The organism is Stenotrophomonas sp. ESTM1D_MKCIP4_1 (assembly GCF_003086895.1).
Taxonomy (GTDB): Bacteria; Pseudomonadota; Gammaproteobacteria; order Xanthomonadales; family Xanthomonadaceae; genus Stenotrophomonas.
In genome coordinates this window covers 1,381,160-1,404,629 of the sequence record NZ_CP026004.1, presented here as the reverse complement: position 1 = coordinate 1,404,629, position 23,470 = coordinate 1,381,160, and the positions used below count along the sequence as shown (strand labels likewise).

Genomic DNA, 23,470 nt, shown 5'->3' with positions numbered 1-23,470 from the left:
CGATGCCTTCAGTCCCGCCTCCGTTGCCGGCCGCCCTGCCCCGCCACGTTGCCATCATCATGGATGGCAACGGACGCTGGGCACAGCAGCGCCGCCGCCCGCGCGTGATCGGCCACCGTGCCGGTGCGCGCGCGGTCAACCGTACCATCGACCGCTGCCTTGAACTGGGCATCCCGGCGCTGACCCTGTTCGCGTTCTCCAGCGAGAACTGGGGCCGCCCGCAGGAAGAAGTCGATGCCCTGATGAAGCTGTTCCTCGGCGCGCTCGACCGTGAAGTGGACGAGCTGCACCGCCGCGGCGTGCGCGTGCGCTTCATCGGCGACCGCGAGCGCTTCGGCGCCGGGCTGGTCAGCCGCATGCAGCTGGCCGAACAGCGCACCGCCGACAACACCACGCTGACCCTGTCGATCGCCGCCAGTTACGGTGGCCGCCAGGACATCGCCCGCGCCGCCCGTGCGCTGGCGGCGGAAGTAGCCGCCGGCCGCCTGCTGCCCGAGCAGATCGACGAATCGCTGCTGGGCCGCCAGGTCGCCCTGGCCGACCTGCCGCCGCCGGACCTGTTCATCCGTACCGGTGGCGATACCCGCATCAGCAACTTCCTGCTGTGGCAGCTGGCGTATACCGAACTGTGGTTCACCGAGGCACTGTGGCCGGACTTCGATGCCGGGCAACTGCAGCAGGCGCTGGACGCCTTTGCCAGCCGTGAGCGCCGCTTCGGCCTGACCAGCGCCCAGATCGCCGCCCTGGCCACCGAGACGCCCAGCCCATGACCAAGACCCGAGTTCTCGCCGCGCTGATCATGGCGCCGGTGGCCATCGCCGCGATCCTGCTGCTGCCCACCCAGTGGCTGGCTGCCGCCGCCGCCGCCGTGTTCCTGATCGGCCTGTGGGAATGGCTGAAGCTGGCCGGCATCGAAGATACCCTGGCCCGTACCGTGCTGCTGGTGCTGAACCTGCTGCTGATGGTGCTGATGGTGTGGGCCGACGGCAGTTCGCTGGTGCTGTTCCAGCTGGCCACCCTGGTCGGCGTGGGGTGGTGGCTGGCCGCCCTGGTCTGGCTGCGCTTCTTCACCTTCGGCGCGCAGCCGGGCAGCCCGGCACGCATCCTCAAGCTGCTTGCCGGCACCCTGGCCATCGTCCCGGCCTGGGCCTCGCTGGTGCTGATCCATGCCGGCGGTGATCCGCCCGGCCACCAGGGCCACCTGTGGCTGCTGGCCGCGCTGGCGCTGGTGTGGGCCGCCGATTCGGGCGCCTATTTCGCCGGCCGCCATTTCGGCAAGCACAAGCTGGCCCCGCGCATCAGCCCCAACAAGACCTGGGAAGGCCTGTTCGGCGGCCTGCTGGCCGGCGTTGCCGTCGCGGTGGGCCTGGGCTGGCTGGCCGGGGTGGATCTGGCGCACCTGCCGGGCCTGCTGGTCACCTCGGTGGTGGCCGTGTTCGCCTCGGTACTGGGCGACCTGTACGAAAGCCTGATCAAGCGCCATGCCGGCGCCAAGGACTCGGGCCACCTCATTCCTGGCCACGGCGGCGTGCTGGACCGCGTCGACGGTGTGCTGGCCGCCCTGCCGGTGTTCGCGCTGGGCAAGGAAATCTTCGGATTCTGACCATGGATGCTGTTGCAGACCTGCGCCGGGTCGCCGTGTTCGGCGCCACCGGCTCGATTGGCGCCTCCACGCTGGACGTGATCGCACGCCACCCGCAGCGCTACCAGGCGACCGTGCTTGCCGCCGGCCGCCAGGTGGAGGCCCTGCTGGAACTGTGCCGCCAGCACCGCCCCGCGCATGCGGTCATCGCCGATGACAGCCTGTACGCCACCCTGCGCGATGGGCTGCGCGACGCCGGCCTGGCCACCGAGGCCCATGCCGGTGCCGCGGCGCTGGACCAGCTGGCTGCCAGCGATGCCTGCGACACCGTGGTGGCCGCCATCGTCGGGGCAGCCGGGCTGTCCTCGACCCTGGCCGCCGCCGCCGCCGGCAAGCGCATCCTGCTGGCCAACAAGGAATCGCTGGTGCTGGCCGGCGAACTGCTGACCCGCACCGCCGAGCGTGCCGGCGCCGAGATCATCCCGATCGACAGCGAGCACAGCGCGATCTTCCAGTGCCTGCGCTCGCGCGATGCCAGCCTGGACGGAGCCGGCGTGCGCCGGATCCTGCTGACCGCCTCCGGCGGTCCGTTCCGGGGCCGCCGCCGCGCCGAGCTGGAACAGGTCACCCCGGCCCAGGCCGTTGCCCACCCGAAGTGGTCCATGGGCCCGAAGATCTCGGTCGATTCGGCGACGTTGATGAACAAGGGCCTGGAAGTCATCGAGGCCCACCACCTGTTCAAGGTGCCCGGCGAGCGCATCGAGGTGCTGGTGCATCCGCAGAGCCTGGTGCATTCGCTGGTCGAGTTCGTTGACGGCTCGACCCTGGCCCAGCTGGGCCTGCCGGACATGCGTACTACCCTGGCGGTCGGCCTGGGCTGGCCGCAGCGTATCGAGTCCGGCGTGTCCGGGCTGGACCTGCTGGCCCAGGGACGCCTCGATTTTGAAGCCCCGGATACTGAAGCGTTCCCCTGCCTGGCGCTGGCCTGGCAGGCCATGCAGGCCGGCGGTACCGCACCGGCGGTGCTGAATGCCGCCAATGAAGAGGCTGTTTCAGCGTTTCTTCAGGGCAGGATCGGTTTCCTGAGCATTCCCGCGCTGGTTGCTAACGCTCTTTCAACACTGCCGACCGAAGCAGCCGATACACTGGACGGCCTGTTGTCCGCCGACAAGCGGGCCCGCCAGTTGACCCTCAACGCCATCGACGCCGCCTGAACGCCACGCCCCTATCGCATGACGCCGCCGCCATCGCCTGCCACCGTGAGCCTGCATGACTGACTTCATCGGATCGGTCTGGTGGATGATCGTCAGCCTCGGGCTGCTGGTCACCTTCCACGAGTTCGGGCACTACGCGGTGGGCCGGCTCTGTGGGGTCAAGGTGCTGCGCTTCTCGGTGGGCTTCGGCCGCCCGCTGTGGTCGCGCCGCGACAGGCACGGCACCGAATTCGCCATCGCCGCCCTGCCTCTGGGCGGGTATGTGAAGTTCCTCGACGAGCGCGAGGTCGAGGTACACCCCCATGAGCGGGGGCAGGCCTTCAACCACAAGACGGTCTGGCAGCGCATCGCCATTGTTGCCGCCGGCCCGATCGCCAACCTGCTGCTGTGCATCCTGCTGCTGTGGGCGATGTTCGTCATCGGCAAGCAGGATTACTCGGCCACCATCGGCCGCACGACCGGCATCGCCGCCAGCGCCGGCCTGGCCGGTGGCGACCGCGTGCTGCGCGTGGACGACCGTGACGTCGTCACCCTGGGCGATGCCAGCATGGCGCTGACGGCGGCCGCGATGGACCGGCGCGACGTCACCCTGCGCGTGCTGGACAGCAGCGACCAGGTCCGCGATCGCACGTTGCCGCTGTCGCAGCTGCCTGCCGGCTTCGATGAACGGCGGGTGCCAAGCCTGGCGGGCCTGCAGTGGCAGGCATGGCTGCAGCCGGCGCAGGTGGACAGCCTGACCGCCGATTCGGCCGTGGCCGGCCTGCTGCAGCCTGGCGACCTGATCGTCGCCATCGACGGCCAGCGCATCGACGGCGCAGACCAGGTCAGCGCACAGATCCAGGAACTGGGCCGCCGCGGCGGTCCGGGCATGATTGAAGTGCTGCGCGGCGGCGAGCGCCTGGCGCTGGAAGTCACCCCGCGGCAGGGCAAGGACGGCCAGGGCAAGCCGGTCTGGCAGATCGGCGTCGGCTTCTCGGGCACCTTCAGCCCTGCCTACGACACCCTGATGCGCTACGGCCCGCTTGATGCGGTCACCGTCGCCGTGCGCGAAACCGGCCGCCTGGCCTCCGATTCGCTGGGCATGATGGCCCGCATCGTCACCGGCAAGGCCTCGCTGCAGAACGTTTCCGGCCCGGTCACCATCGCCCGCGTGGCCAATGTTTCAGCCAAACGCGGCCTCGACTGGTTCCTGCAGTTCCTCGCGCTGCTGTCGCTGAGCCTGTGCATCATCAACCTGCTGCCCATTCCCATCTTGGACGGCGGGCACCTGCTGTATTACCTTATCGAGTTGGTCAAGGGCAGCCCGCTGAGCGAGCGTGCCATCGCCGCAGGTCAATACATCGGCCTGGCGTTGCTGGCCGGGCTGATGGGGCTGGCGTTCTACAACGACATCCTCGGCCTGGTCCCGCGATGAACTTTTCCACGTTTTTGGCGTCTACAGCGCCGGCATCCCGTACCACTGAAATCGACCTTCCTACCGGACGTGACATGACGCGACTCCCCAATCGCCGCCTGCTGGCCCTCGCCCTCGCCGCCGTCACCGGCGCTCCCGCCCTGGCCCAGGCAGCCGAGCCCTTCACTGTCAGCGACATCCGCGTCGACGGCCTGCAGCGCATCAGTTCGGGTACGGTGTTCACCTACCTGCCGGTGGAACGTGGCGAAACGGTCACCGACAGCAAGGTCGGCGAGACCATCCGCGCCCTCTACAAGACCGGCTTCTTCGAGGACGTGCAGCTGGACCGCCAGGGCAGCATCCTGGTCGTGACCGTCAAGGAACGCCCGGCGATCAACAAGCTGACCGTGACCGGCAACAAGGACATCAAGTCCGACCAGCTGCTCAAGGGCCTGTCCGACATCGGCCTGACCGAAGGCGGCACCTTCGACCGCCTGAGCCTGGACCGCGTGACGCAGGAACTGCGCCGCCAGTACAACGACCGTGGCAAGTACAACGTCGACATCACCCCGACGGTGAGCCCGCTGGACCGCAACCGCGTGGACATCGCCATCGCGATCAAGGAAGGCAAGGCCGCCAAGATCCAGCACGTCAACCTGGTCGGTACCGAAAAGTACGACAGCAAGGACATCCTGGAGACCTGGGAATCCAAGGAGCACAACTGGGCGTCGTGGTACCGCCGCGATGACCAGTACTCCAAGGAAAAGCTGTCCGGTGACCTGGAAAAGCTGAACTCGTGGTACCTGGACCGTGGCTACGTCGATTTCAGCATCGACTCCACCCAGGTCTCGATCAGCCCGGACAAGCGCGACATGTTCTTGACCGCCGGCGTGACCGAGGGCAACCAGTACAAGATCTCCGAGATCAAGGTCAGCGGCGACACCATCCTTCCGCAGGAAGATGTCGAGCGCATGGTCATCCAGCGTTCCGGCGACACGTTCTCGCGTGCGCTGCTGGAATTCAGCTCCGATGCGATCACCAATTCGCTGTCGAACATCGGTTATGCGTTCGCCAAGGTGAACCCGATCCCGACAACCAACCGTGCCGAGCAGACCGTCGCGGTGAACATGCAGGTCGTCCCCGGCCCGCGCGTGTCGGTGCGCCGCATCATCTTCAAGGGCAACACCCGCACCTCCGACGAAGTGATGCGTCGCGAAATGCGCCAGTTCGAGAACAGCTGGTACTCGCAGGCCGCGATCGACCGTTCCAAGATCCGCCTGCAGCGCCTGGGCTACTTCGAGTCGGTGGAAGTGGAAACCCCGCCGGTCAGTGGCAGCAATGACCAGGTCGACGTGGTCTACAACGTGAAGGAAACCACGTCGGGCAGCTTCGTGTTCGGCCTGGGCTACTCGCAGTCGTACGGCATGACCACCTCGGTGCAGCTGTCGCAGAACAACTTCCTCGGCGGCGGCAACCGCGTGTCGGTCGAAGCCTCGCGCAGCAGCTACCTGCAGCGTTACGGCTTCAGCTACACCAACCCGTACTTCACCGATGACGGCGTGTCGCTGGGCTACAACCTGTCCTGGCGCGAACTGGATTACTCCGACTTCAACACCGCGCAGTACAACAGCACCAACGGTTCGGCGCAGGTGGTGTTCGGCGTGCCGCTCACCGAAACCGACAGCGTCTCGCTGATGTTCGGTATCGACAGCAACCAGATCACGACCTACCAGAACGCGACGCCGCAGTCGATCATCGACTACATCAATGCCCTGGGCACGAAGACGTTCCATGCATGGCGCACCGAGCTGGGCTGGGCGCGCGATTCGCGTAACGACTACTTCATGCCGACCCGTGGTACCTACCAGCGCGTCGGCCTGGAAACCACCCTGCCGGGTTCGACCGTCGAGTACTTCAAGCTGAACTACCAGATCAGCAAGTACTGGCCGATCATTCCGTCGCTGGTGATCAACACGCGTGCTGAAATCGGCTACGGCGACAGCTATGGCAAGGATTACATCCGCGACCTCTGCTACACCGCGCCTACCGACGCCAATCCGACCCCCACGCAGACCGTCGACTGCAACACCGGTTCCTCGGACTACGTGAAGACCGTCAAGGCTTCGGGCCTGCCGTTCTACGAGAACTTCTATGCCGGCGGTACCAACTCGGTGCGCGGCTTCGAGGACAACACCCTTGGCCCGCGTTCGGAAGCGATCAATGGTTACTCGAACGGCCAGCCGCTGGGTGGTTCGTTGAAGACCGTCGGGTCGGTGGAAGCCTATTTCCCGCGCCTGTTCGACAGCCCGTCGGCACGCGTGTCGGCCTTCCTCGACTTCGGCAACGTCTACAACGGCGTGGATAACTTCAAGGCCAACGAACTGCGCGTGTCCACCGGTGTGGCCCTGCTGTGGCGCGCCCCGGTCGGCCCGATCTCGATCAGCTATGCGTTCCCGCTGAAGAAGAAGGACGGCGACGAAATCGAACGCCTGCAGTTCACCTTCGGTGGGCAGTTCTGACGACCCGCGTGGCGGTTCGCCAGAACTGCCACCGCGCATTTCACCCATCACCTGAGCCGTTACGCATGCCATCCGTGGCATGCGCCCTTCGGGCCGTTGAAGAGCAACGTTGGGAATCGCTCCTGCGATTCCCAGCGGCGCGCGCGCCCCTTAACAAAGGGGGGCTCTCCACCAGACGGGTTACGAAAACGCCGGGCATTGCCCGGCGTTTTCGTTTTTATGGTGCCCGCCGTCACACCCTCGGAACAGAGCTTGGCTCGACTGTGCAGGAGTTTCGGACGCCTGCCGCCCGCACGAGCGTATCCAGAGTGCCAACCTGTCTCACCAAAGGAAGGGAATCTGGATTGCCTTTGCTCGACTAGCAACAGGAAAGGATAACAACCTAACTGACCGAACCTACTGACCAGCTCGTGCCAGAGAATTTACGCTTTCCACGGCGGCCAAAATAGATTTCACGACGTTCTTTCAAGGTGCGATACAAGCATTTCATACAAACAGAACGAGAATCCAGGGCATCAAGCACCACGCTTCAAAGGACAAAATCGCAACACTCACAATCAACGGGGATAATATTCACTTCGCCCCCAACAAGACCATTGCGTCGCGTTCGCCACTATTTTGTGCGGGATCGACCATCCCAAGGAGCAACCGCGAGACAGATATGCGTTGAAAGCGACACATCTGGACGGTTCTCGACCTACCTATGCACTTCTCCATCCAAAGCGGACCTGGCCTTAGATAGCCTTTCCCCGCGAGCAAGAAGCTCGCGCCTTTATAGATGGAGTTTTCCGTGAACGTGAACATTCTCGGTTTTTCGCTACTCCTCATGACTGGAAGTGCCTTAGCTACCCAAGCCAAAGAGCCAGATCCAGCAACACTGGCAAATTCGGCCGTCCAGATGGATCCAAGTTTCCATGTCCCCCCTGGGGTCACTTTGGCTGAGCTTCATCGACTTCACAACGCCAGATTGCACACTCACACTTCCCGCTTGAACATGGGACACGACTGGGAAAAAGACGGATGGCGCATAGAAGGGACGCTGGGCTTTGTTTCTGTAACGCCCTTTGAGAACAGCGCCCTCATCTGGGAATGCTGGGGACCAAGCCCTTACGACCTGTTCACTTCAAGGGACAGCAACTGTGAGGGGCAGAATGTTCCTCCCGGCCAAGGGCCCGTAGGCTACATTTCAACCGTGCAGACTGCTGGTACCGTGCCACTTTACCGCTGCGTATACGTTTGGCAGAAGAAACTCCGCCATTACGACAGTCCCCGCGCGGACTGCGAAGGAAATGCTGAGGCAAGGAATGACGGCCCGCTAGGCTACGTGTTCATGTAACCCCAGCGCCGCCCACCTCGTCACGGCGGAGGGCGGCGCTCCCCGAATGAACAGCTCTGCGCGCCCTGTTGCGGCGTGTCTACTACCCGACTGATATGTCCCTGCTGTCGTCGGTGATGCATTGATAAGAGCATCCGCGTTCCAGTTGGACAGAATCAGGCGGGGGTATCCTTTGGTGACCGCAACCAACCACGAGCCAATCGCGTGAGGTAAGCCAAGGATCCTGGGGCCGAGGCATGTCTCGGGACGGATGCCCGACAAAGGTCTTGACGCGCGAGCAGGACAGTTCATGCGAGCAGACAGCGATCAAGGCCCAACCGAGCCCGTGGCCCCGATCCCGCCAGCCGCGAGGGGCCCTGCCGTTGGCCGCAGAACCACCCCGCATGACCGGACTGGCGTCACACGTTAAACTCCCGCCGTGAATACTCCTACCTACACCGCCCAGCAACTCGCCGATCAGTTCGGCCTGCAGGTCCATGGCGACCCCACCACCACCATCGGTGGCGTGGCAACCCTCGCCCATGCCGGTGCCGGCCAGCTGACCTTCCTTGCCAACCCGCGCTACCGCGCCCAGCTGGCCGACAGCCAGGCCGGGATCGTGGTGCTGCGCGCTGAAGATGCCGAGGCCGCGCCCGGCACCGCCCTGGTCGCCAAGGACCCCTACACCACCTTTGCCAAGATCGGTGCGCTGTTCGACATCGCCCCGACCCGCCCGCCCGGCATCCACCCCAGCGCGGTCATCGACCCGCAGGCCCAGGTGGCCGCCAGCGCGCATATCGGCCCGTTCGTCACCATCGGTGCCCGCAGCGTGGTCGGCGAGAACTGCATCATCGGCGCCGGCAGCATCATCGGCGAAGACTGCACCCTCGATTCCGGCTGCGAGCTGATTGCCCGCGTCACCCTGGTGACCCGCGTGAAGCTCGGCAAGCGCGTGCGCATCCATCCCGGTGCCGTGCTCGGCGCCGATGGCTTCGGCCTGGCGATGGACGCCGGCAAGTGGATCAAGGTGCCGCAGCTGGGTGGCGTGCGCATCGGCGATGACTGCGAGATCGGCGCCAATACCTGCGTCGACCGCGGTGCGCTGGAAGACACCGTGCTGGCCGAAGACGTGCGCCTGGACAACCTGGTGCAGATCGCGCACAACGTGCAGATCGGCGCGCACTCGGCCATCGCCGGCTGCACCGGCATTGCCGGCAGCGCCAAGATCGGCCGTTACTGCCTGCTCGGCGGCGCCGTCGGCGTCGTCGGCCACCTGGAAATCTGCGACAAGGTCGTGATCACCGGCAAGTCGGTGGTCCGCAACTCCATTGCCGAGCCGGGCGAGTATTCGTCCGGAACACCCCTGACCGACAACCGCACGTGGCGCAAGAACGCCGCGCGCTTCAAGCAGCTTGATGCACTGGCCCGTCGCATCCTGTCTGTGAGCAAGGAGAAAGAATGAGCCAGCCCCAGACCCTGCCGGACATGGCACAGATCCAGACGCTGCTGCCGCACCGCTACCCGTTCCTGCTGGTCGACAAAGTGCTGTCGATCGACTACGAGAAGCGCACGATCGTCGCCACCAAGAACGTCAGCATCAACGAGCCGTTCTTCCAGGGCCATTTCCCCAACCAGCCGATCATGCCGGGTGTGCTGATCATCGAAGCCATGGCCCAGGCCGGCGGCGTGCTGACCCAGCTCACCCTGGGCCGCGATTCGCAGTCCAAGCTGTTCTACATGGTCAAGGTCGACAAGGCCCGCTTCACCAAGCAGGTGGTGCCGGGTGACGTGCTGGAAATGCACGTGGAGATCAAGCGTGTGATCCGCAACATGGCTGTGTATGACTGCGTGGCCAAGGTGGACGGCGAAGTCGTCGCCTGCGCCGAGGTGCTGTGCGCCGGCACCCGCGAATGACCCTGGCCGGAGGACCGAGATGAGCGACAACGCCCCCCTGATCCATCCCACCGCCGTGATCGATCCGTCGGCACGACTGGCCGACGACGTCCGCGTGGGCGCGTTCACCATCATCGGGCCCGACGTCGAGATCGGCGCCGGCACCGAGGTCGGTCCGCATTGCAGCATCCACGGCCCGACCCGCATCGGCCGCGACAACCGTTTCATCGGCCATGTCGCGGTCGGTGGTGAGCCGCAGGACAAGAAGTTTGCCGGTGAACGCACCGAACTGGTGATCGGCGACCGCAATGTGTTCCGCGAGTTCGTCACCCTGAACCGTGGCACTGGCGGTGGCGGTGGCATCACCACCATCGGCAACGACAACTGGATGCTGGCGTACACGCACGTGGCCCACGACTGCCACGTCGGCAACTTCTGCGTGTTCTCCAACAACACCACGCTGGCCGGGCATGTCACCGTCGGCGACTACGTGATCATCAGCGGCTTCGCCGGTGCCCACCAGTTCTGCCGCATCGGTGCGCACGCCTTCCTTGGCATGGGCGCGCTGACCAATGGCGACGTTCCGCCGTTCACCATGGTCGGTACCGATTCGCTGGGCCGCCCGCGCGGCATCAACAGCGAAGGCCTCAAGCGCCGTGGCTTCGATGCCGAACGCATCACCGCCATCAAGCGTGCCTACCGCACCCTGTACGTGGCGGGCCTGCCCCTGGCCGAGGCCAAGCAGCAGCTGGCCGAGCAGGCGCAGTCCAGCGATGACGTCCGCTCCATGCTGGACTTCATCGAGCATACCGAGAGGCACCTGCTGCGATGAGCAGCACGACCGGCCAGGCGCCGGCCGGCGCCGCCGTCATCCCGCTGGCCTCCATGGCCGGAAGCGTGCCGGCACAGCGCGTGCTCAGCGAGCGCCCGTTGCGGATCGCGCTGGTGGCCGGTGAAGCGTCCGGTGACCTGCTCGGCGCGGGCCTGGTGCGTGAACTGAAGGCGCGCTTCCCGCATGCCGAGTTCGCCGGCATCGGCGGCGATGCCATGCGCAGTGCCGGCTGCCAGACCTGGCACGATGCCAGCGAGCTGGCGGTGATGGGCCTGACCGAAGTGCTGCGCCACCTGCCGCGCCTGCTGAAACTGCGCTCTGCCTTCCGCGAGCGTGCGCTGGAATGGCAGCCGGACGTGTTCATCGGCATCGACGCCCCCGATTTCAATCTGGGCATCGAGCGCTGGCTGAAGCAGCGCGGCATCCCTACCGTGCATTACGTCAGCCCCTCGGTCTGGGCCTGGCGTGAAAAGCGCGCGGAGAAGATCGGCAGCAGTGCCGACCTGGTGCTGTGCCTGTTCCCGATGGAACCGCCCATCTATGCGAAGCACGGCATTGATGCGCGTTTTGTCGGCCACCCGATGGCCGATGACATTCCGCTGCACGGCGACCGCGACGCCGCCCGTGCCGCGCTCGGCCTGCCTGCCTCGGCGAAAGTTCTGGCGGTGCTGCCGGGCAGCCGCCTGGGTGAGATCTCGCGCCTGGGCGAACCCTTCTTCGAGGCCGCTTGGCAGGTCTCCGAGCGCATCCCCGGGCTGCACGTGGTGGTACCGGCGGCCAACGCCGCCTGCCGCCGCCTGATCGAGGAACAGCTGTCACGCTCGGCGCTGCCGGTGGCGTACTCGCATGTCCTCGACGGCCAGGCACGCACGGCGATGATCGCCGCCGACGTGGTGGTGCTGGCCTCCGGCACGGCGACCCTGGAGGCGATGCTGGTGAAGCGGCCGATGGTGGTCGGCTACCGGGTCAACGAACTGACCTACCGCCTGGTGAAGGCGCTGGGGCTGATCAAGGTCGATCGCTTCGCCCTGCCCAACATCCTCGCCGCGCAGGATCTTGCCCCGGAACTGATGCAGCACGACTGCACGCCGGACAAGCTGGCGGCGGCCATCCAGCAGTGGTTCGACCACCCGCAGCGCACCGCCGACCTGCAGGGCACCTACGAGCGCCTGCACGAACGTCTGCGCCGCAATGCCTCCGCGCGTGCCGCCGATGCGGTGGGCGAGCTGCTGGTGCGCAACCAGGAACCCGCATGAGCCGTCGCGCTGCCGCTGCGGCCAGCCTGGCCCTGTTCGACGGCGCGGCAGTGGTCGAGCCCGAACGCCTGGTGGCCGGCGTCGACGAGGCGGGTCGCGGCCCACTGGCCGGCCCGGTGGCCGTGGCCGCCGTGGTGTTCGACCCGGCGCGGCCGCGCATCAACGGCCTGGACGATTCCAAGCAGCTGACCGCGGCACGCCGCGAGCAGCTGCACGACCGCATCATCGAACGGGCCCTGGCCTGGAAAGTGGTGCTGGTGGACGTGAACGCCATCGACCGCCTGAACATCTACCAGGCCACCCTGCAGGGCATGCGCGATGTGGTGGCGGCCGTGGCCCACGTGGCCGGCTTCGCCCGCATCGATGGCAACGTGGTGCCCAAGGGCCTGGTGCTGCCGGCGCAGGCGCTGGTCGGCGGTGATGGCATCGACCGCGCGATCATGGCCGCCTCGATCCTGGCCAAGGTCTCGCGCGACCGCTACATGCAGGACCTGCATGTGCGGCACCCGCAGTACGGCTTCGACCAGCACAAGGGCTACGGCACCCCGGCCCACCTGGCGGCGTTGCGCGCGCACGGCCCGTGCGACGAGCACCGCCGCAGCTTCGCCCCGGTGCGTGAATGCCTGGACGTGCCGCAGGTGGCGGCCGCCGACATCGCGATTGCCTGAATCGCTGAACGCCCGCTGCAATCCGTCTGGGGAAGAGTCCCCCTGAGTCAGGGGGACGCGCCGAGGGCGCGGGGGTCTGGAAGCATGGTGAGACGGGGCCCGCGGTTCGCCTGCGAACCGTGGGAAGCGATAGCGCGAATGCGATATCGCGTGCCGTCAAGAGCTTGTCGCCACCCCCTGCCCTCGCTACCCTGACCGGGCATTCCAGCGCTTCCGACCCCGGCGACGATTCCCCCGTCAGCACCCGGGGCCCGCGCGCTCCAAACTGGTCCGGCATGTCCAATTCCCGCTTCGTACATCTCCACGTCCACACCGAGTTCTCGCTGGCGGACTCGACCATCCGCGTGCCGGCCAAGCCGGACCAGGCCGACCCGAAGAAGGCCAAGCAGGCCAACCTGCTGTCGCGCTCGGTCGAACTCGGCCTGCCTGCGCTGGCGGTGACCGATCTGAACAATCTGTTCGCCCTGGTCAAGTTCTACAAGGCCGCCGAGGGCGTGGGCATCAAGCCCATCGCCGGCGCCGACGTGATGATCGCCGAGGAAGGCCAGGATCCCTGGCGGATGACCCTGCTGTGCCGCGACCGCGAGGGCTACCTGAGCCTGTCGCGCCTGCTGACGCGTGCCTGGATGGAAGGCCACCGCCCGGAAGGCGGCGTGGCCATCCACCCCGACTGGCTGAAGGCCGGCAACGCCAACCTGTTCGCCCTGGCCGGCCGTGACAGCCTGGCCGGGCGCCTGGCGCTGGACGGCAAGCACGACCTGGCCGAGCAGCAGCTGGCTGACTGGCAGCGCGCGTTCGGCGACGGCCTGCACCTGGAACTGACCCGTACTGGCCGCGAAGGCGAGGAAACCTTCAACCGCTTCGCGCTGATGGCCGCAGGCCAGCGCGGCCTGCCGGTGGTGGCCAGCAACGATGTGCGCTTCCTGGCACCGACCGATTTCAGCGCGCACGAAGCGCGCGTGTGCATTTCCACCGGCCGCGTGCTGGACGACCCCAAGCGCCCGCGCGAGTACAGCGACCAGCAGTACCTGAAGTCGGCCGAGGAGATGTGCGCGCTCTTCGCGGACATCCCCGATGCGATCGACAACACGCTGGCGCTGGCCGAGCGCTGCAACATCGAGATGCGGCTGGGCACCTACTTCCTGCCCAACTACCCGGTGCCCGACGACGAAACCCTGGACACCTGGATCCAGAAGATGTCGCGCGATGGCCTGGAAGAGCGCCTGGAAAAGAATCCGCTGGCGCCGGGCAAGACCCGCGAGGAATACTTCGAGCGCCTGGAATTCGAGCTCAACACCATCATCAAGATGGGGTTCCCGGGCTACTTCCTGATCGTTGCCGACTTCATCCAGTGGGGCAAGAACCAGGGCATTCCGATCGGCCCCGGCCGTGGTTCCGGTGCCGGTTCGCTGGTGGCCTGGGCGCTGAAGATCACCGATCTGGACCCGCTGCCGTACAACCTGCTGTTCGAGCGCTTCCTGAACCCGGAACGCGTGTCGATGCCCGACTTCGACATCGACTTCTGCATGGACCGCCGTGACGAGGTGATCGACTACGTCGCGCGCAAGTACGGCCGCGAACGCGTCAGCCAGATCATCACCTACGGCACCATGGCGGCCAAGGCGGTGGTGCGCGACTCCGGCCGCGTGCTGGGCTTCCCGTATGGCCTGGTGGACGGCGTTTCCAAGCTGATCCCGAACATCCTGGGCATCCACCTGAAGGATGCACTGGGCAAGGGCAAGGAAGGCCCCGGCTCGGAAATGGCCTCGGCCGAACTGATCCAGCGCTACGAGACCGAGGACGATGTCCGCGACCTGATCGATCTGGCGCTGCAGCTGGAAGACCTGACCCGCAACGCCGGCAAGCATGCCGGTGGCGTGGTGATCGGGCCCGAGCCGTTGAGCGAGTTCTGCCCGCTGTATGCCGAACACGATGAGAACGGGCTGGGCAAGAACCCGGTCACCCAGTTCGACAAGAACGACGTGGAAGAAGTCGGCCTGGTGAAGTTCGACTTCCTTGGCCTGCGTACGCTGACCATCATCGACTGGGCGGTGAAGGCGATCAACAAGCGCCACGAGCGCGCCGGCATTCCGCCGGTGGATATCGCTGCCATTCCGCTGGACGATGCGCCCACCTACAAGGACATCTTCGCCAACGGCAATACCGGCGCGGTGTTCCAGTTTGAATCCTCGGGCATGCGCCGCCTGCTGAAGGACGCGCGTCCCGACCGCTTTGAAGACCTCATCGCGCTGGTGTCGCTGTACCGCCCCGGCCCGATGGACCTGATTCCCTCTTTCAACGCGCGAAAGCACGGCCAGGAAGAAATCATGTATCCCGATCCGCGCACCGAAGCGATCCTGAAAGACACCTACGGCATCATGGTGTACCAGGAGCAGGTGATGCAGATGGCGCAGATCGTCGGCGGCTACTCGCTGGGCGGCGCCGACCTGCTGCGCCGTGCGATGGGCAAGAAGGTGCCGGCGGAAATGGCCAAGCACCGCGAGATCTTCCGTGAGGGTGCGGCCAAGGACGGCGTGGACGAAGCCAAGGCCGACGCGATCTTCGACCTGATGGAGAAGTTCGCCGGCTACGGCTTCAACAAGTCGCACGCCGCCGCGTACGCACTGGTGAGCTACCAGACGGCCTGGCTCAAGCGCCATTACCCGGCCGAATTCATGGCTGCCACGCTGTCGTCGGACCTGGACAACACCGAGAAGGTGGTCGGCTTCCTGGACGAGGTGCGCAACCTCGGCCTGACCGTGCTGCCGCCGAAGGTCAACCACTCCGCCTTCATGTTCGAGGCGGTCACCCCGGACACGATCCAGTACGGCCTGGGCGCGATCAAGGGCGTCGGCCAGGGTGCCTGCGAAGCGGTGGTGGACGAGCGCCAGAAGGGCGGTGACTACAAGGACCTGCTCGACTTCTGCACGCGCGTGGGTTCGGCCAAGCTCAACCGGCGCACGCTGGAAGCGATGATCAACTGCGGCGCGCTGGACGAACTGGGCCACAACCGCGCCTCGCTGATGCTGCAGCTGCCGGAAGTGATCAAGGCCACCGACCAGATGGCACGCGAACGCGCGTCGGGCCAGAACTCGCTGTTCGGCGGCCCTGACCCGAGCGCGGTGACCATCCAGCTGGACCTGGTGGAAGCCGAAGAGTGGCCGCTGCTGCAGCGCCTGAACGGCGAGCGCGACACCCTCGGTTTCTACCTCAGTGGCCACCCGTTCGATCCCTGGCGCGACGATGTGCGCGACCTGGTCGGCAACGACCTGGGGTCGGTGGAAAAGATCTGGAGTTCCAGCAACAGCGGCGGTGGTGGTGGCGGCGGCGAAAAGCGCTGGCGCCCGGAAGTACCGACCGTGCTGGCCGGCCAGGTGGTCGGCGTGCGCCGCAAAGGCGAGAGCCAGATATTCATCCAGCTCGAAGACGGCCGCGGCCGCGTCGAGTGCAGCGCGTTCTCCGATGCCATGGCCGAGTTCGGCCACCTGATGACCAAGGACCGCATCCTGGTGGTCAAGGGCGGCCTGCGCGAGGACGAGTTCAATGGGGGCTATGCCCTGCGCATCCGCCAGTGCTGGGACTTCGATGAGGTCTGCGCCAACTACGCCACGCGCCTGTCGCTGCGCCTGGACCTGCGCCAGCAGCGCCCGGTCTGGGAGCGTGTCAATGCGGTGCTCGACCGCCATCGCCCCGGGCGCACGCCCTTGCGCCTGGACCTGCTGCTGAAGGGTCCGCAGGGCGGCGTGGCGGGCATGCTCGATGTATCCGGGCAGAGTGCGGTACGCATCGACTCCAAGCTGATGGAGGCGCTGCGCGCCGATCCGGCCGTACGCACGCTGAAGGTGCGCTACAGCCCGCCCTGGGCCAACTGACGCAGCGCTTCACAGCCCCGGCTGACTGGCGCCCCCTGGCCGGCTGGGGTACCGTCGCCTTCCAGACGAAGGCGTACGGGCCATTGCTGCGCATTCGGCTAGAATTCCCCTCTTCTTTACACGACGGCTTCCGATGAATCCGAACTACCTCGACTTCGAGCAACCCATCGCCGACCTGGAAGCCAAGATCCAGGAACTGCGCAACGCCAGTGCCGGACCGGCGGTCAATGTCGAGGCCGAGGTTCACGCCCTGCAGGACAAGCTGCGCCTGCGCACCGCGCAGATCTTCCGCAACCTGACCTCCTGGCAGGTGCTGCAGCTGGCCCGCCATCCGTCGCGCCCGTACACCGCCGATTACCTGCGCATCATCTTCGATGAGTTCCAGGAACTGGCCGGTGACCGTGCGTTCGCCGACGACAAGGCCATCATGGGCGGCCTGGCCCGCATCAACGGCCGTTCGGTGATGGTGATCGGCCACCAGAAGGGCCGCGATACCAAGGAAAAGATCAAGCGCAACTTCGGCATGCCCAAGCCGGAGGGCTACCGCAAGGCGCTGCGCCTGATGAAGATGGCTGAACGTTTCGGCCTGCCGGTGCTGACCCTGATCGACACGGCCGGTGCCTGGCCGGGCATCGACGCCGAATCGCGCGGCCAGTCCGAAGCCATCGCACGCAACCTGATGGAAATGGCCGAGCTGAAGGTGCCGGTGATCTGCACGGTGATCGGCGAAGGCGGTTCCGGCGGCGCACTGGCGCTGGGCGTGGGCGACCGCACTGTGATGCTGGAATACGCGGTGTATTCGACCATCACCCCGGAAGGCTGTGCCTCGATCCTGTGGAAGGACGCCGGCAAGGCCAAGGATGCCGCCGAGCAGCTGGGCCTGACCGCCCCGCGCCTGAAGAGCCTGGGCCTGGTGGACAAGGTGGTGCGCGAGCCGACCGGCGGTGCCCACCGCAACCCGACCCAGATGGGCAAGCGACTGAAGGCCGTGCTGCTGAACGAGCTGGAAGCGCTGGACGGCCTGTCCACCGAAGAGCTGCTGGAACGCCGCTACGCGCGCCTGCGCAGCTACGGCACCTACGAAGCCGCCTGATCCCGGTAGTGCCGGCCGCTGGCCGGCATCCAGAACGGTAGTGCCGGCCGCTGGCCGGCAACACCACGCATGGCGTGGATCCACCTCCTCAGAATGGCTTGGCCAGCACCAGCCACACGATCGGGATGAAGGCCAGCAGCGGGATCTCGTTGATCCAGCGCAGCGCGCGCGAGGACGGCAGCGCCCGGCCCTTGGCCACGCCCTTCAACAGGCGCCCGGTCCAGATGAAGTAGACCAGCAGCAGCACCACCAGGCCCAGCTTGGCATGCAGCCAGCCAGCACCTCCCGGCGCGACCATGGTCGGGAAATCCGGGATGACCTTGTAACCCAGCCACAGCACCAGGCCCAGCACGAAGGCCAGGCCGAACATCGAATGGCCGAAGCGGTACAGGCGCAGGCCCATCAGCTGCAGGCGCTCGCCCACGGCCGGCTGGCCTGCCGTCTCGGCCAGATTCACCAGAATGCGCGGCAGATAGAACACGGTCGCCATCCAGGCCACCACGAACACGATGTGGAAGGTCTTGACCCAGTAATAGCTCTGCATGCGCTCGCTCCAGCGGCTGGCGGGAAAGCGCCATTGTCGCAGTAGAGCCACCCCGTGGGTGGCTGCCGCGGCCAATCGACGCACCCATGCAGCCACGCATGGCGTGGCTCTACTGCCGCCACCCCACCCCACCCGGTGCCTGCAACGCCGTAGCATAGGCGCCGTTTTCACCTTCTACGTGCCCTGCCCCATGGACAAGACCTACGACGCCGCCTATTTCCAACGCTGGTACCGCCGTGCCGATATCGGCGGCAGCGCCCGGCTGGCGCGCAAGGTCGCCCTGGCCGTGGCCACCGCCGAGTACTACCTGGAGCGGCCGATCCGCAGCGTGCTTGATATCGGCTGCGGCGAAGGCGCCTGGCGTGCGCCGCTGCTGAAGCTGCGTCCGAAGGTCCAATACCTGGGCTTCGACAGCAGCGACTATGCTGTGCGCCGCTACGGCCGTACCCGCAACCTGCACATGGCCCGCTTTGGCGATTTTGCCTGGCTGCGGCCCTGCGCCCCGGTCGACCTGCTGGTGTGTTCGGACGTGATGCACTACGTACCCGACCGCGAGCTGCGTGCGGGTCTGGCCGGCGTGGCGGAGCTGGCCGGCGGCGTGGCCTTCCTGGAGACCTTCGCCGCCGAGGATGAATTCGACGGCGACCACGACGGCTTCCAGGCCCGCCCGGCGCGCTGGTACCGGCGCGAGCTGGCCCGCCACGGCCTGCAGCCGGCAGGCTCGCACTGCTGGCTCGGCCCCGCCCTGGCAGGCGATGCGGCCGCGCTGGAACGGATGTGAATCCGGATTCATTATTTTCAGCAGACTTAACCTGCGGGACACCCGGATGGGATATGCTGCGCGGCAACATATGACCATACATATTCGGTCGTCATGCTCTATCAACTACACGAACTGACCCGCAACCTGCTCGCCCCCTGGGTGCACCAGGCCCAGGCCAACGCCAAGTTCTTCGCCAACCAGGGCCACTGGTGGTCGCAGATGCCGGGCGCTGATCGCCTGGCGGCGGTCAATGAACTCTTCCATCGCATCGGCAAGGATTACGAGAAGCCCGAATGGGGCATCAACGAAATCGAGGTCGAAGGCGAGCGCGTGCCGATCGTCGTGCACGAGGAAGTGAGCAAGCCGTTCTGCAAGCTGCTGCGCTTCAAGCGCCACAGCAACGAAGCCGACCAGCTGCACACCATGCTCAACCAGCCGTTCGTGCTGGTGGTGGCACCGCTGTCGGGGCACCACGCCACGCTGCTGCGCGATACCGTGCGGACCCTGCTGCGCGACCACCGCGTGTATGTCACCGACTGGGTGGACGCACGCATGGTGCCGGCCAGCGAAGGTGAGTTCGGACTGGACGATTACATCGCCTACATCCAGGAATTCATCCGCCACCTCGGCGTGGAGCGCCTGCACGTGGTGAGCGTGTGCCAGCCGACGGTGCCGGTGCTGGCGGCGGTTTCGCTGATGGCCAGCCGTGGCGAGCCGACCCCGCGCACGCTGGTGATGATGGGCGGCCCGATCGATGCGCGCTGCAGCCCCACCGCAGTGAACAACCTGGCCACGCAGAACCCGCTGTCGTGGTTCGAGAACAACGTCATCCACACCGTGCCGGCCAGCTACCCCGGCGTGGGCCGTCGCGTGTACCCGGGCTTCCTGCAGCACGCCGGCTTCCTGTCGATGAACCCCAGCCGCCACTTCAGTTCGCACTGGGATTTCTATACCGACCTGGTCAAGGGCGATCTGGAAGACGCCGACGCGCACCGTCGTTTCTACGACGAGTACAACGCGGTGCTGGACATGCCGGCCAAGTACTACCTGGATACCATCTCGGTGGTGTTCCAGGACTTCCTGCTGCCGCGTGGCGAGTGGGTGGTCAACGGCGAGAAGGTCGACCCGTCCGCCATCCGCGATACCGCACTGCTGAGCATCGAAGGCGAACTGGACGACATCGCCGGCCTCGGCCAGACCGAAGCCGCACAGGCACTGTGCACCGGCATCGCGGCCGACCGTCGCGAGCACTTCATCGTTGAGGGCGCCGGCCATTACGGCATCTTCAGCGGCCGCCGCTGGCGTGAAGTGGTGTACCCGAAGGTGCGCGATTTCTTCGCCGCCCACGCCGAAGCCCCGGCTGCCAAGGCGACGAAGAAAAAGAGCAACGTCACCCCGCTGCGGCGCAAGGCCGGCTGAACCCCGTAGCGGGGTCGGATCCCTTTCCAACGGAAAGGGCTCTGACCCCACCGCGATCGGATCCGGGGTCAGAGCCCTGTTCTGCGAACAGGGATCCGACCCCAGAGCAGCCCCCTGCGCGGTTACAGCCGCACCAGCAGGTTCTTGGCCAGCAGGCCATGCAGCTTCCCAATGCCACGGGCCAGGTGCATCGTCACCAGCAGCAGCAGCGCGCCCACCACCGCCAGCACCGGCGTGAACGCCAGCGGCAGCACGTTGGTGCCATCGATGTAGATGCTCGGCGCGGTCGAGTCGAACAGCGCCGCCACCGGCGACCAGATGAAGGCCAGCGACACCGCCAGCAGGGTCACCGCGATGGTGAAGTAGACGATGCCCAGCGGCAGCATCAGCAGGAAGTACAGGAGCGTCAGCCAGGTGCGACCATCGGTGAACATGTCACCGATGCGCTGCAGCCAGGTGCGGCTGCGGTCGGTGTACTGGGGCCGGCGCGGCATGCGTTCGCCCAGCAGCGCTTCCACCAGCCGCCCTTCCAGCAGCGCCAGGCCTCGCACCGAGCCGAAGAACAGCACGGTGAGCGGCACGCCGATGATCAGGATCATCAGCCCCAGCGACAGCGACAGGCCGGTCACCACCCAGGTGAAGAAGAAGGTGCCCGTAGCCAGCGACAGCAGCATGTAGAACAGCGCACCGTAGGTATGCGGATCCATCACCACGCCGAAGAAGCGTGCCATCCAGGAACGCTGCGTCGGTGCGGGCGTCGGCGCGGCCGGTGCCACGCCGCTGGCCTCGGCGGCGGCGCGCAGGACCGGACCGGTGTCGGCACGCGGCGTGCGCAGCGCGCGGTTCACGGTCACTTCGGTTTCGCGGTAGATCTCGGCCACTTCATCCGGCGCGCCATAGCTGCCGGCCACGTCGGCGATCACCTCGGCCTCGCTGCGGCCCGGCTGTGCAGCCAGCTCCGAACGCAGGTACTCCTCGGCGTCGTACAGGGCGTCCTGCACCATCGCCGGATCGGCACCCTGCAGGGCCGCGCGCAGCTGCGCCAGGTACTGCGCGATGGTGGTGGGCAGGCCCGTGCCTGCCAGGTTCTGCTCGTTCATTGCGGTACCCCCTCCAACACGGAATCGACGGAATCGCGGGTGGCCTGCCAGGCCTGGCGCCACTGCGCCAGCACCTCATGGCCGCGTTCATTGATGCGGTAGTAGCGACGCGGTGGCCCGCTGCTGGAGGGCTCGACGTGGCTTTCCAGCAGGCCGGCGCCCTCCAGGTTGCGCAGTACCGGGTACAGCGCGCTCTGCTTGCCGCTCAGCACCCCCTCACCCACGCGCTCGAGCTCCTTGGCGATCAGGTAGCCGTACAGCGGCTCCCCGGCCCGGGCCAGCACCGCCAGCAGGGCCAGCGACACCGTTCCGGCACTGAGCTCCTTCTGGAACTTCTTCAGGTGGACATCGTCTTCGCCCATGGCCAGCCCTCCACTACGTTGAAGTCAACAGTAGTGCGAAGTCCGGTATAGCGGATGTGTCGTTAGTCACCCTGCCGTGCGGCGTGGAGGGTCAGGCGTTCCCCACGGCCGCCAGAACCTGGTGGGACACGACCTCGGGCAAGGCGTGCCTGCCCGCTTCCAGCCGGCTGACCAGGGCCTGCCGGCGGGCGGCCCCCAGCGGCGAGTACTGCCCGCTCACCCGCAGCCAGTCCTGTAGGAGCCGCAGGTGCCAGTCACGCTCATCCTCGCGCTGCGGCACCGCATCCAGCAGCAGTTCGAGGTGCTGCCACAGGGGCAGCCGGGTCAGCTGCGCGGCCAGACCTGTCTGTGCCACCGGTGAAGGACCGTCGTGGCAGAACGCCAGCAGGCGTGGCGAGTCCAGCTCTGCCGCCCATAGCGCGGTGGCCGTGGCCAGCAACGCATTCACGGTCCGCCCTGGCATCTCCAGCGCCTCGCGCAGCAGCGCCAGGCTGGCACCACCCTCGGCCCGTACCCAGCCGCGCAGGCAGTTGCGCTGGTGGCGCGCCGATACCTGGGGCAACAAGGCGCGTAGTGCAGGGATATCTTCCGCTTCGGCGTGATCGGCCAGCGCTTCCAGTGCTTCGCGCCATCGGCCACGCCGACGATGCTCGATCTCGTCACGCCACAACGTGACGGCCGGCGTGGCCTGCCGCTGCTGGATCAGCCACGCCGCCAACCGACGCACGCCACGCGAACGGTCGAATGCTGCGATCTCGATGTACGCATCCAGCCCGGCCACCTCGCGCTCGACCAGTGCACGCAACGCGGCACCACGCACCCGGCTTGATGGCGCGCCCAAGGCCAGCGGGCACAGCGCTTCAATCTCCGCGGGCGCCCCGTGGTGCAGAAGATCGTCAAGCGCCAGGTGCGAGACATGCGGATTGCCGTCCAACAACACGTGCTCGCGCAATGCCGCCCGCTCCGGATGAGTGCGCAGGGCAACGGCATAGGCCGCCAGCCGGGTGCGCGCGTCGGGATGGCCCAGCAGGCCCTCGAGCACCCCTCGACGGGCCGGCAATGACAACCAGGCAAACAGACTGCCCTTGAGCCACGCCCGATCAACGCGTTGTGCATCGCGCAGGCGGATGGCGATCGGCCAGGCCGCAAGTACATGATGTAGCGCGCACTGCGCGAGCAGGGCCATCACCACGTCCTGGGCTACCGCACGTACCTCGTCTACCCAGTCATTGCTGCGGAGCAAGGCACAGGACAGCGTGAGATGGCTGGGCATCGAACGCATCGTCCGCAGCGCGGCTTCACGCGTGTGGCCATTGCCATCCAGACCGATGAGGAAGACAGCCGCCACGCGCACGTCGATCAAAGCATCGGGACTGGCCTGGAGACGGGCAGGCAGTCCATCGCCCCGTTTCACCCAGCCTGTGCGCCAGCGCTCGTCAAGGTCGAACAAGCGGCGTGGCGGCAATGCCTGCAGCCATCGCACACCGTCCACGCCTTCATTGATGAAGCCCTTCAGGCTGTGATCGATCATGTCGCGCAACGCCATGGCAGGCGCGCCGGAAAAAACCTTGCTCATTGCATGCGTCCCTGCAGAAGTTACCAGAGTGCCGCACGCGCAGCGGCAAGGCCAGATGTCACCCATGGC

General features: G+C 66.4%; 17 protein-coding genes and 1 pseudogene. 14 read left to right on the top strand and 4 right to left on the bottom strand.

Features of this window, described 5'->3' with window-relative positions:
- The first annotated feature begins 2 nt into the window (after window positions 1-2).
- The 12 genes and pseudogenes from uppS to C1924_RS06450 all read left to right on the top strand — a co-directional run bounded on the left by uppS (window position 3) and on the right by C1924_RS06450 (window position 17,637).
- The gene (uppS, locus tag C1924_RS06510; RefSeq protein ID WP_108764564.1) at window positions 3-770 is read left to right on the top strand and encodes a polyprenyl diphosphate synthase; all 768 of its coding nucleotides are present in this window, start codon (window positions 3-5) and stop codon (window positions 768-770) included.
- Window positions 767-1,603, top strand: coding sequence for a phosphatidate cytidylyltransferase (locus C1924_RS06505; protein WP_108764563.1), 837 nt, complete (start codon window positions 767-769; stop codon window positions 1,601-1,603). The genes uppS and C1924_RS06505 overlap by 4 nt, the downstream gene beginning before the upstream one ends.
- A 2-nt stretch (window positions 1,604-1,605) precedes the next feature.
- Complete coding sequence (locus C1924_RS06500; RefSeq protein ID WP_108764562.1) at window positions 1,606-2,796, top strand: 1-deoxy-D-xylulose-5-phosphate reductoisomerase; 1,191 nt, start codon at window positions 1,606-1,608, stop codon at window positions 2,794-2,796.
- A 55-nt stretch (window positions 2,797-2,851) separates the two neighbouring features.
- Window positions 2,852-4,210: an RIP metalloprotease RseP gene (rseP, locus tag C1924_RS06495; RefSeq protein ID WP_108764561.1), complete on the top strand. Its 1,359-nt coding sequence runs from the start codon at window positions 2,852-2,854 to the stop codon at window positions 4,208-4,210.
- Window positions 4,211-4,284: 74 nt separating this feature from the next.
- The gene (bamA, locus tag C1924_RS06490) at window positions 4,285-6,708 is read left to right on the top strand and encodes an outer membrane protein assembly factor BamA (protein WP_108764560.1); all 2,424 of its coding nucleotides are present in this window, start codon (window positions 4,285-4,287) and stop codon (window positions 6,706-6,708) included.
- A gap of 1,754 nt (window positions 6,709-8,462) precedes the next feature.
- A complete protein-coding gene (lpxD, locus tag C1924_RS06480; RefSeq protein ID WP_108764558.1) occupies window positions 8,463-9,485 on the top strand; it encodes a UDP-3-O-(3-hydroxymyristoyl)glucosamine N-acyltransferase in 1,023 nt (340 codons plus the stop codon).
- Entirely contained in the window at window positions 9,482-9,937 is a 456-nt protein-coding gene (gene fabZ / locus C1924_RS06475; RefSeq protein WP_108764557.1) for a 3-hydroxyacyl-ACP dehydratase FabZ, read from the top strand. The genes lpxD and fabZ overlap by 4 nt, the downstream gene beginning before the upstream one ends.
- A gap of 19 nt (window positions 9,938-9,956) precedes the next feature.
- Complete coding sequence (gene lpxA / locus C1924_RS06470) at window positions 9,957-10,748, top strand: acyl-ACP--UDP-N-acetylglucosamine O-acyltransferase (protein ID WP_108764556.1); 792 nt, start codon at window positions 9,957-9,959, stop codon at window positions 10,746-10,748.
- Window positions 10,749-10,840: 92 nt separating this feature from the next.
- Window positions 10,841-12,004 (top strand): annotated as a pseudogene (gene lpxB, locus C1924_RS06465) (lipid-A-disaccharide synthase); the annotation flags it as partial.
- Window positions 12,001-12,672, top strand: coding sequence for a ribonuclease HII (locus tag C1924_RS06460; RefSeq protein ID WP_108764554.1), 672 nt, complete (start codon window positions 12,001-12,003; stop codon window positions 12,670-12,672). The pseudogene lpxB and the gene C1924_RS06460, both read left to right, overlap by 4 nt.
- A gap of 275 nt (window positions 12,673-12,947) precedes the next feature.
- Window positions 12,948-16,544, top strand: a complete 3,597-nt coding sequence (gene dnaE, locus C1924_RS06455; protein ID WP_108764553.1) for a DNA polymerase III subunit alpha — start codon at window positions 12,948-12,950, stop codon at window positions 16,542-16,544.
- A gap of 133 nt (window positions 16,545-16,677) precedes the next feature.
- Entirely contained in the window at window positions 16,678-17,637 is a 960-nt protein-coding gene (locus C1924_RS06450; protein ID WP_108764552.1) for an acetyl-CoA carboxylase carboxyltransferase subunit alpha, read from the top strand.
- Window positions 17,638-17,725: 88 nt separating this feature from the next.
- On the opposite strand, the gene C1924_RS06445 is transcribed toward C1924_RS06450, so the two are convergent.
- Window positions 17,726-18,181: a CopD family protein gene (locus C1924_RS06445; protein ID WP_108764551.1), complete on the bottom strand. Its 456-nt coding sequence runs from the start codon at window positions 18,179-18,181 to the stop codon at window positions 17,726-17,728.
- Between the two features lie 190 nt (window positions 18,182-18,371).
- Between C1924_RS06445 and C1924_RS06440 the strand changes: the two genes are divergently transcribed.
- Both C1924_RS06440 and phaZ read left to right on the top strand, forming a co-directional pair.
- Window positions 18,372-18,962, top strand: a complete 591-nt coding sequence (locus C1924_RS06440; RefSeq protein WP_108764550.1) for a class I SAM-dependent methyltransferase — start codon at window positions 18,372-18,374, stop codon at window positions 18,960-18,962.
- A gap of 93 nt (window positions 18,963-19,055) precedes the next feature.
- Window positions 19,056-20,363 carry a polyhydroxyalkanoate depolymerase gene (gene phaZ / locus C1924_RS06435; protein WP_108764549.1) on the top strand — a complete coding sequence of 436 codons (1,308 nt, stop codon included), beginning with the start codon at window positions 19,056-19,058 and terminating at the stop codon, window positions 20,361-20,363.
- A gap of 122 nt (window positions 20,364-20,485) precedes the next feature.
- On the opposite strand, the gene C1924_RS06430 is transcribed toward phaZ, so the two are convergent.
- From C1924_RS06430 to C1924_RS06420, 3 genes are all read right to left on the bottom strand, one after another.
- Window positions 20,486-21,463 carry a sensor domain-containing protein gene (locus C1924_RS06430; RefSeq protein WP_108764548.1) on the bottom strand — a complete coding sequence of 326 codons (978 nt, stop codon included), beginning with the start codon at window positions 21,461-21,463 and terminating at the stop codon, window positions 20,486-20,488.
- Window positions 21,460-21,825 (bottom strand): PadR family transcriptional regulator, encoded by a 366-nt coding sequence (locus C1924_RS06425; RefSeq protein WP_174208947.1) that lies wholly within the window; start codon window positions 21,823-21,825, stop codon window positions 21,460-21,462. The genes C1924_RS06430 and C1924_RS06425 overlap by 4 nt, the downstream gene beginning before the upstream one ends.
- A 91-nt stretch (window positions 21,826-21,916) precedes the next feature.
- Complete coding sequence (locus C1924_RS06420; protein WP_159094761.1) at window positions 21,917-23,467, bottom strand: hypothetical protein; 1,551 nt, start codon at window positions 23,465-23,467, stop codon at window positions 21,917-21,919.
- Window positions 23,468-23,470: the final 3 nt, after the last annotated feature.

Bases quoted from the DNA above. Each gene is read 5' to 3' on its own strand.
- uppS (WP_108764564.1), top strand. From the start codon at position 3: ATGCCTTCAGTCCCGCCTCCGTTGCCGGCCGCCCTGCCCCGCCACGTT.
- C1924_RS06505 (WP_108764563.1), top strand. From the start codon at position 767: ATGACCAAGACCCGAGTTCTCGCCGCGCTGATCATGGCGCCGGTGGCC.
- C1924_RS06500 (WP_108764562.1), top strand. From the start codon at position 1,606: ATGGATGCTGTTGCAGACCTGCGCCGGGTCGCCGTGTTCGGCGCCACC.
- rseP (WP_108764561.1), top strand. From the start codon at position 2,852: ATGACTGACTTCATCGGATCGGTCTGGTGGATGATCGTCAGCCTCGGG.
- bamA (WP_108764560.1), top strand. From the start codon at position 4,285: ATGACGCGACTCCCCAATCGCCGCCTGCTGGCCCTCGCCCTCGCCGCC.
- fabZ (WP_108764557.1), top strand. From the start codon at position 9,482: ATGAGCCAGCCCCAGACCCTGCCGGACATGGCACAGATCCAGACGCTG.
- lpxA (WP_108764556.1), top strand. From the start codon at position 9,957: ATGAGCGACAACGCCCCCCTGATCCATCCCACCGCCGTGATCGATCCG.
- C1924_RS06460 (WP_108764554.1), top strand. From the start codon at position 12,001: ATGAGCCGTCGCGCTGCCGCTGCGGCCAGCCTGGCCCTGTTCGACGGC.
- dnaE (WP_108764553.1), top strand. From the start codon at position 12,948: ATGTCCAATTCCCGCTTCGTACATCTCCACGTCCACACCGAGTTCTCG.
- C1924_RS06450 (WP_108764552.1), top strand. From the start codon at position 16,678: ATGAATCCGAACTACCTCGACTTCGAGCAACCCATCGCCGACCTGGAA.
- C1924_RS06445 (WP_108764551.1), bottom strand. From the start codon at position 18,181: ATGCAGAGCTATTACTGGGTCAAGACCTTCCACATCGTGTTCGTGGTG.
- C1924_RS06440 (WP_108764550.1), top strand. From the start codon at position 18,372: ATGGACAAGACCTACGACGCCGCCTATTTCCAACGCTGGTACCGCCGT.
- phaZ (WP_108764549.1), top strand. From the start codon at position 19,056: ATGCTCTATCAACTACACGAACTGACCCGCAACCTGCTCGCCCCCTGG.
- C1924_RS06430 (WP_108764548.1), bottom strand. From the start codon at position 21,463: ATGAACGAGCAGAACCTGGCAGGCACGGGCCTGCCCACCACCATCGCG.
- C1924_RS06425 (WP_174208947.1), bottom strand. From the start codon at position 21,825: ATGGGCGAAGACGATGTCCACCTGAAGAAGTTCCAGAAGGAGCTCAGT.
- C1924_RS06420 (WP_159094761.1), bottom strand. From the start codon at position 23,467: ATGGGTGACATCTGGCCTTGCCGCTGCGCGTGCGGCACTCTGGTAACT.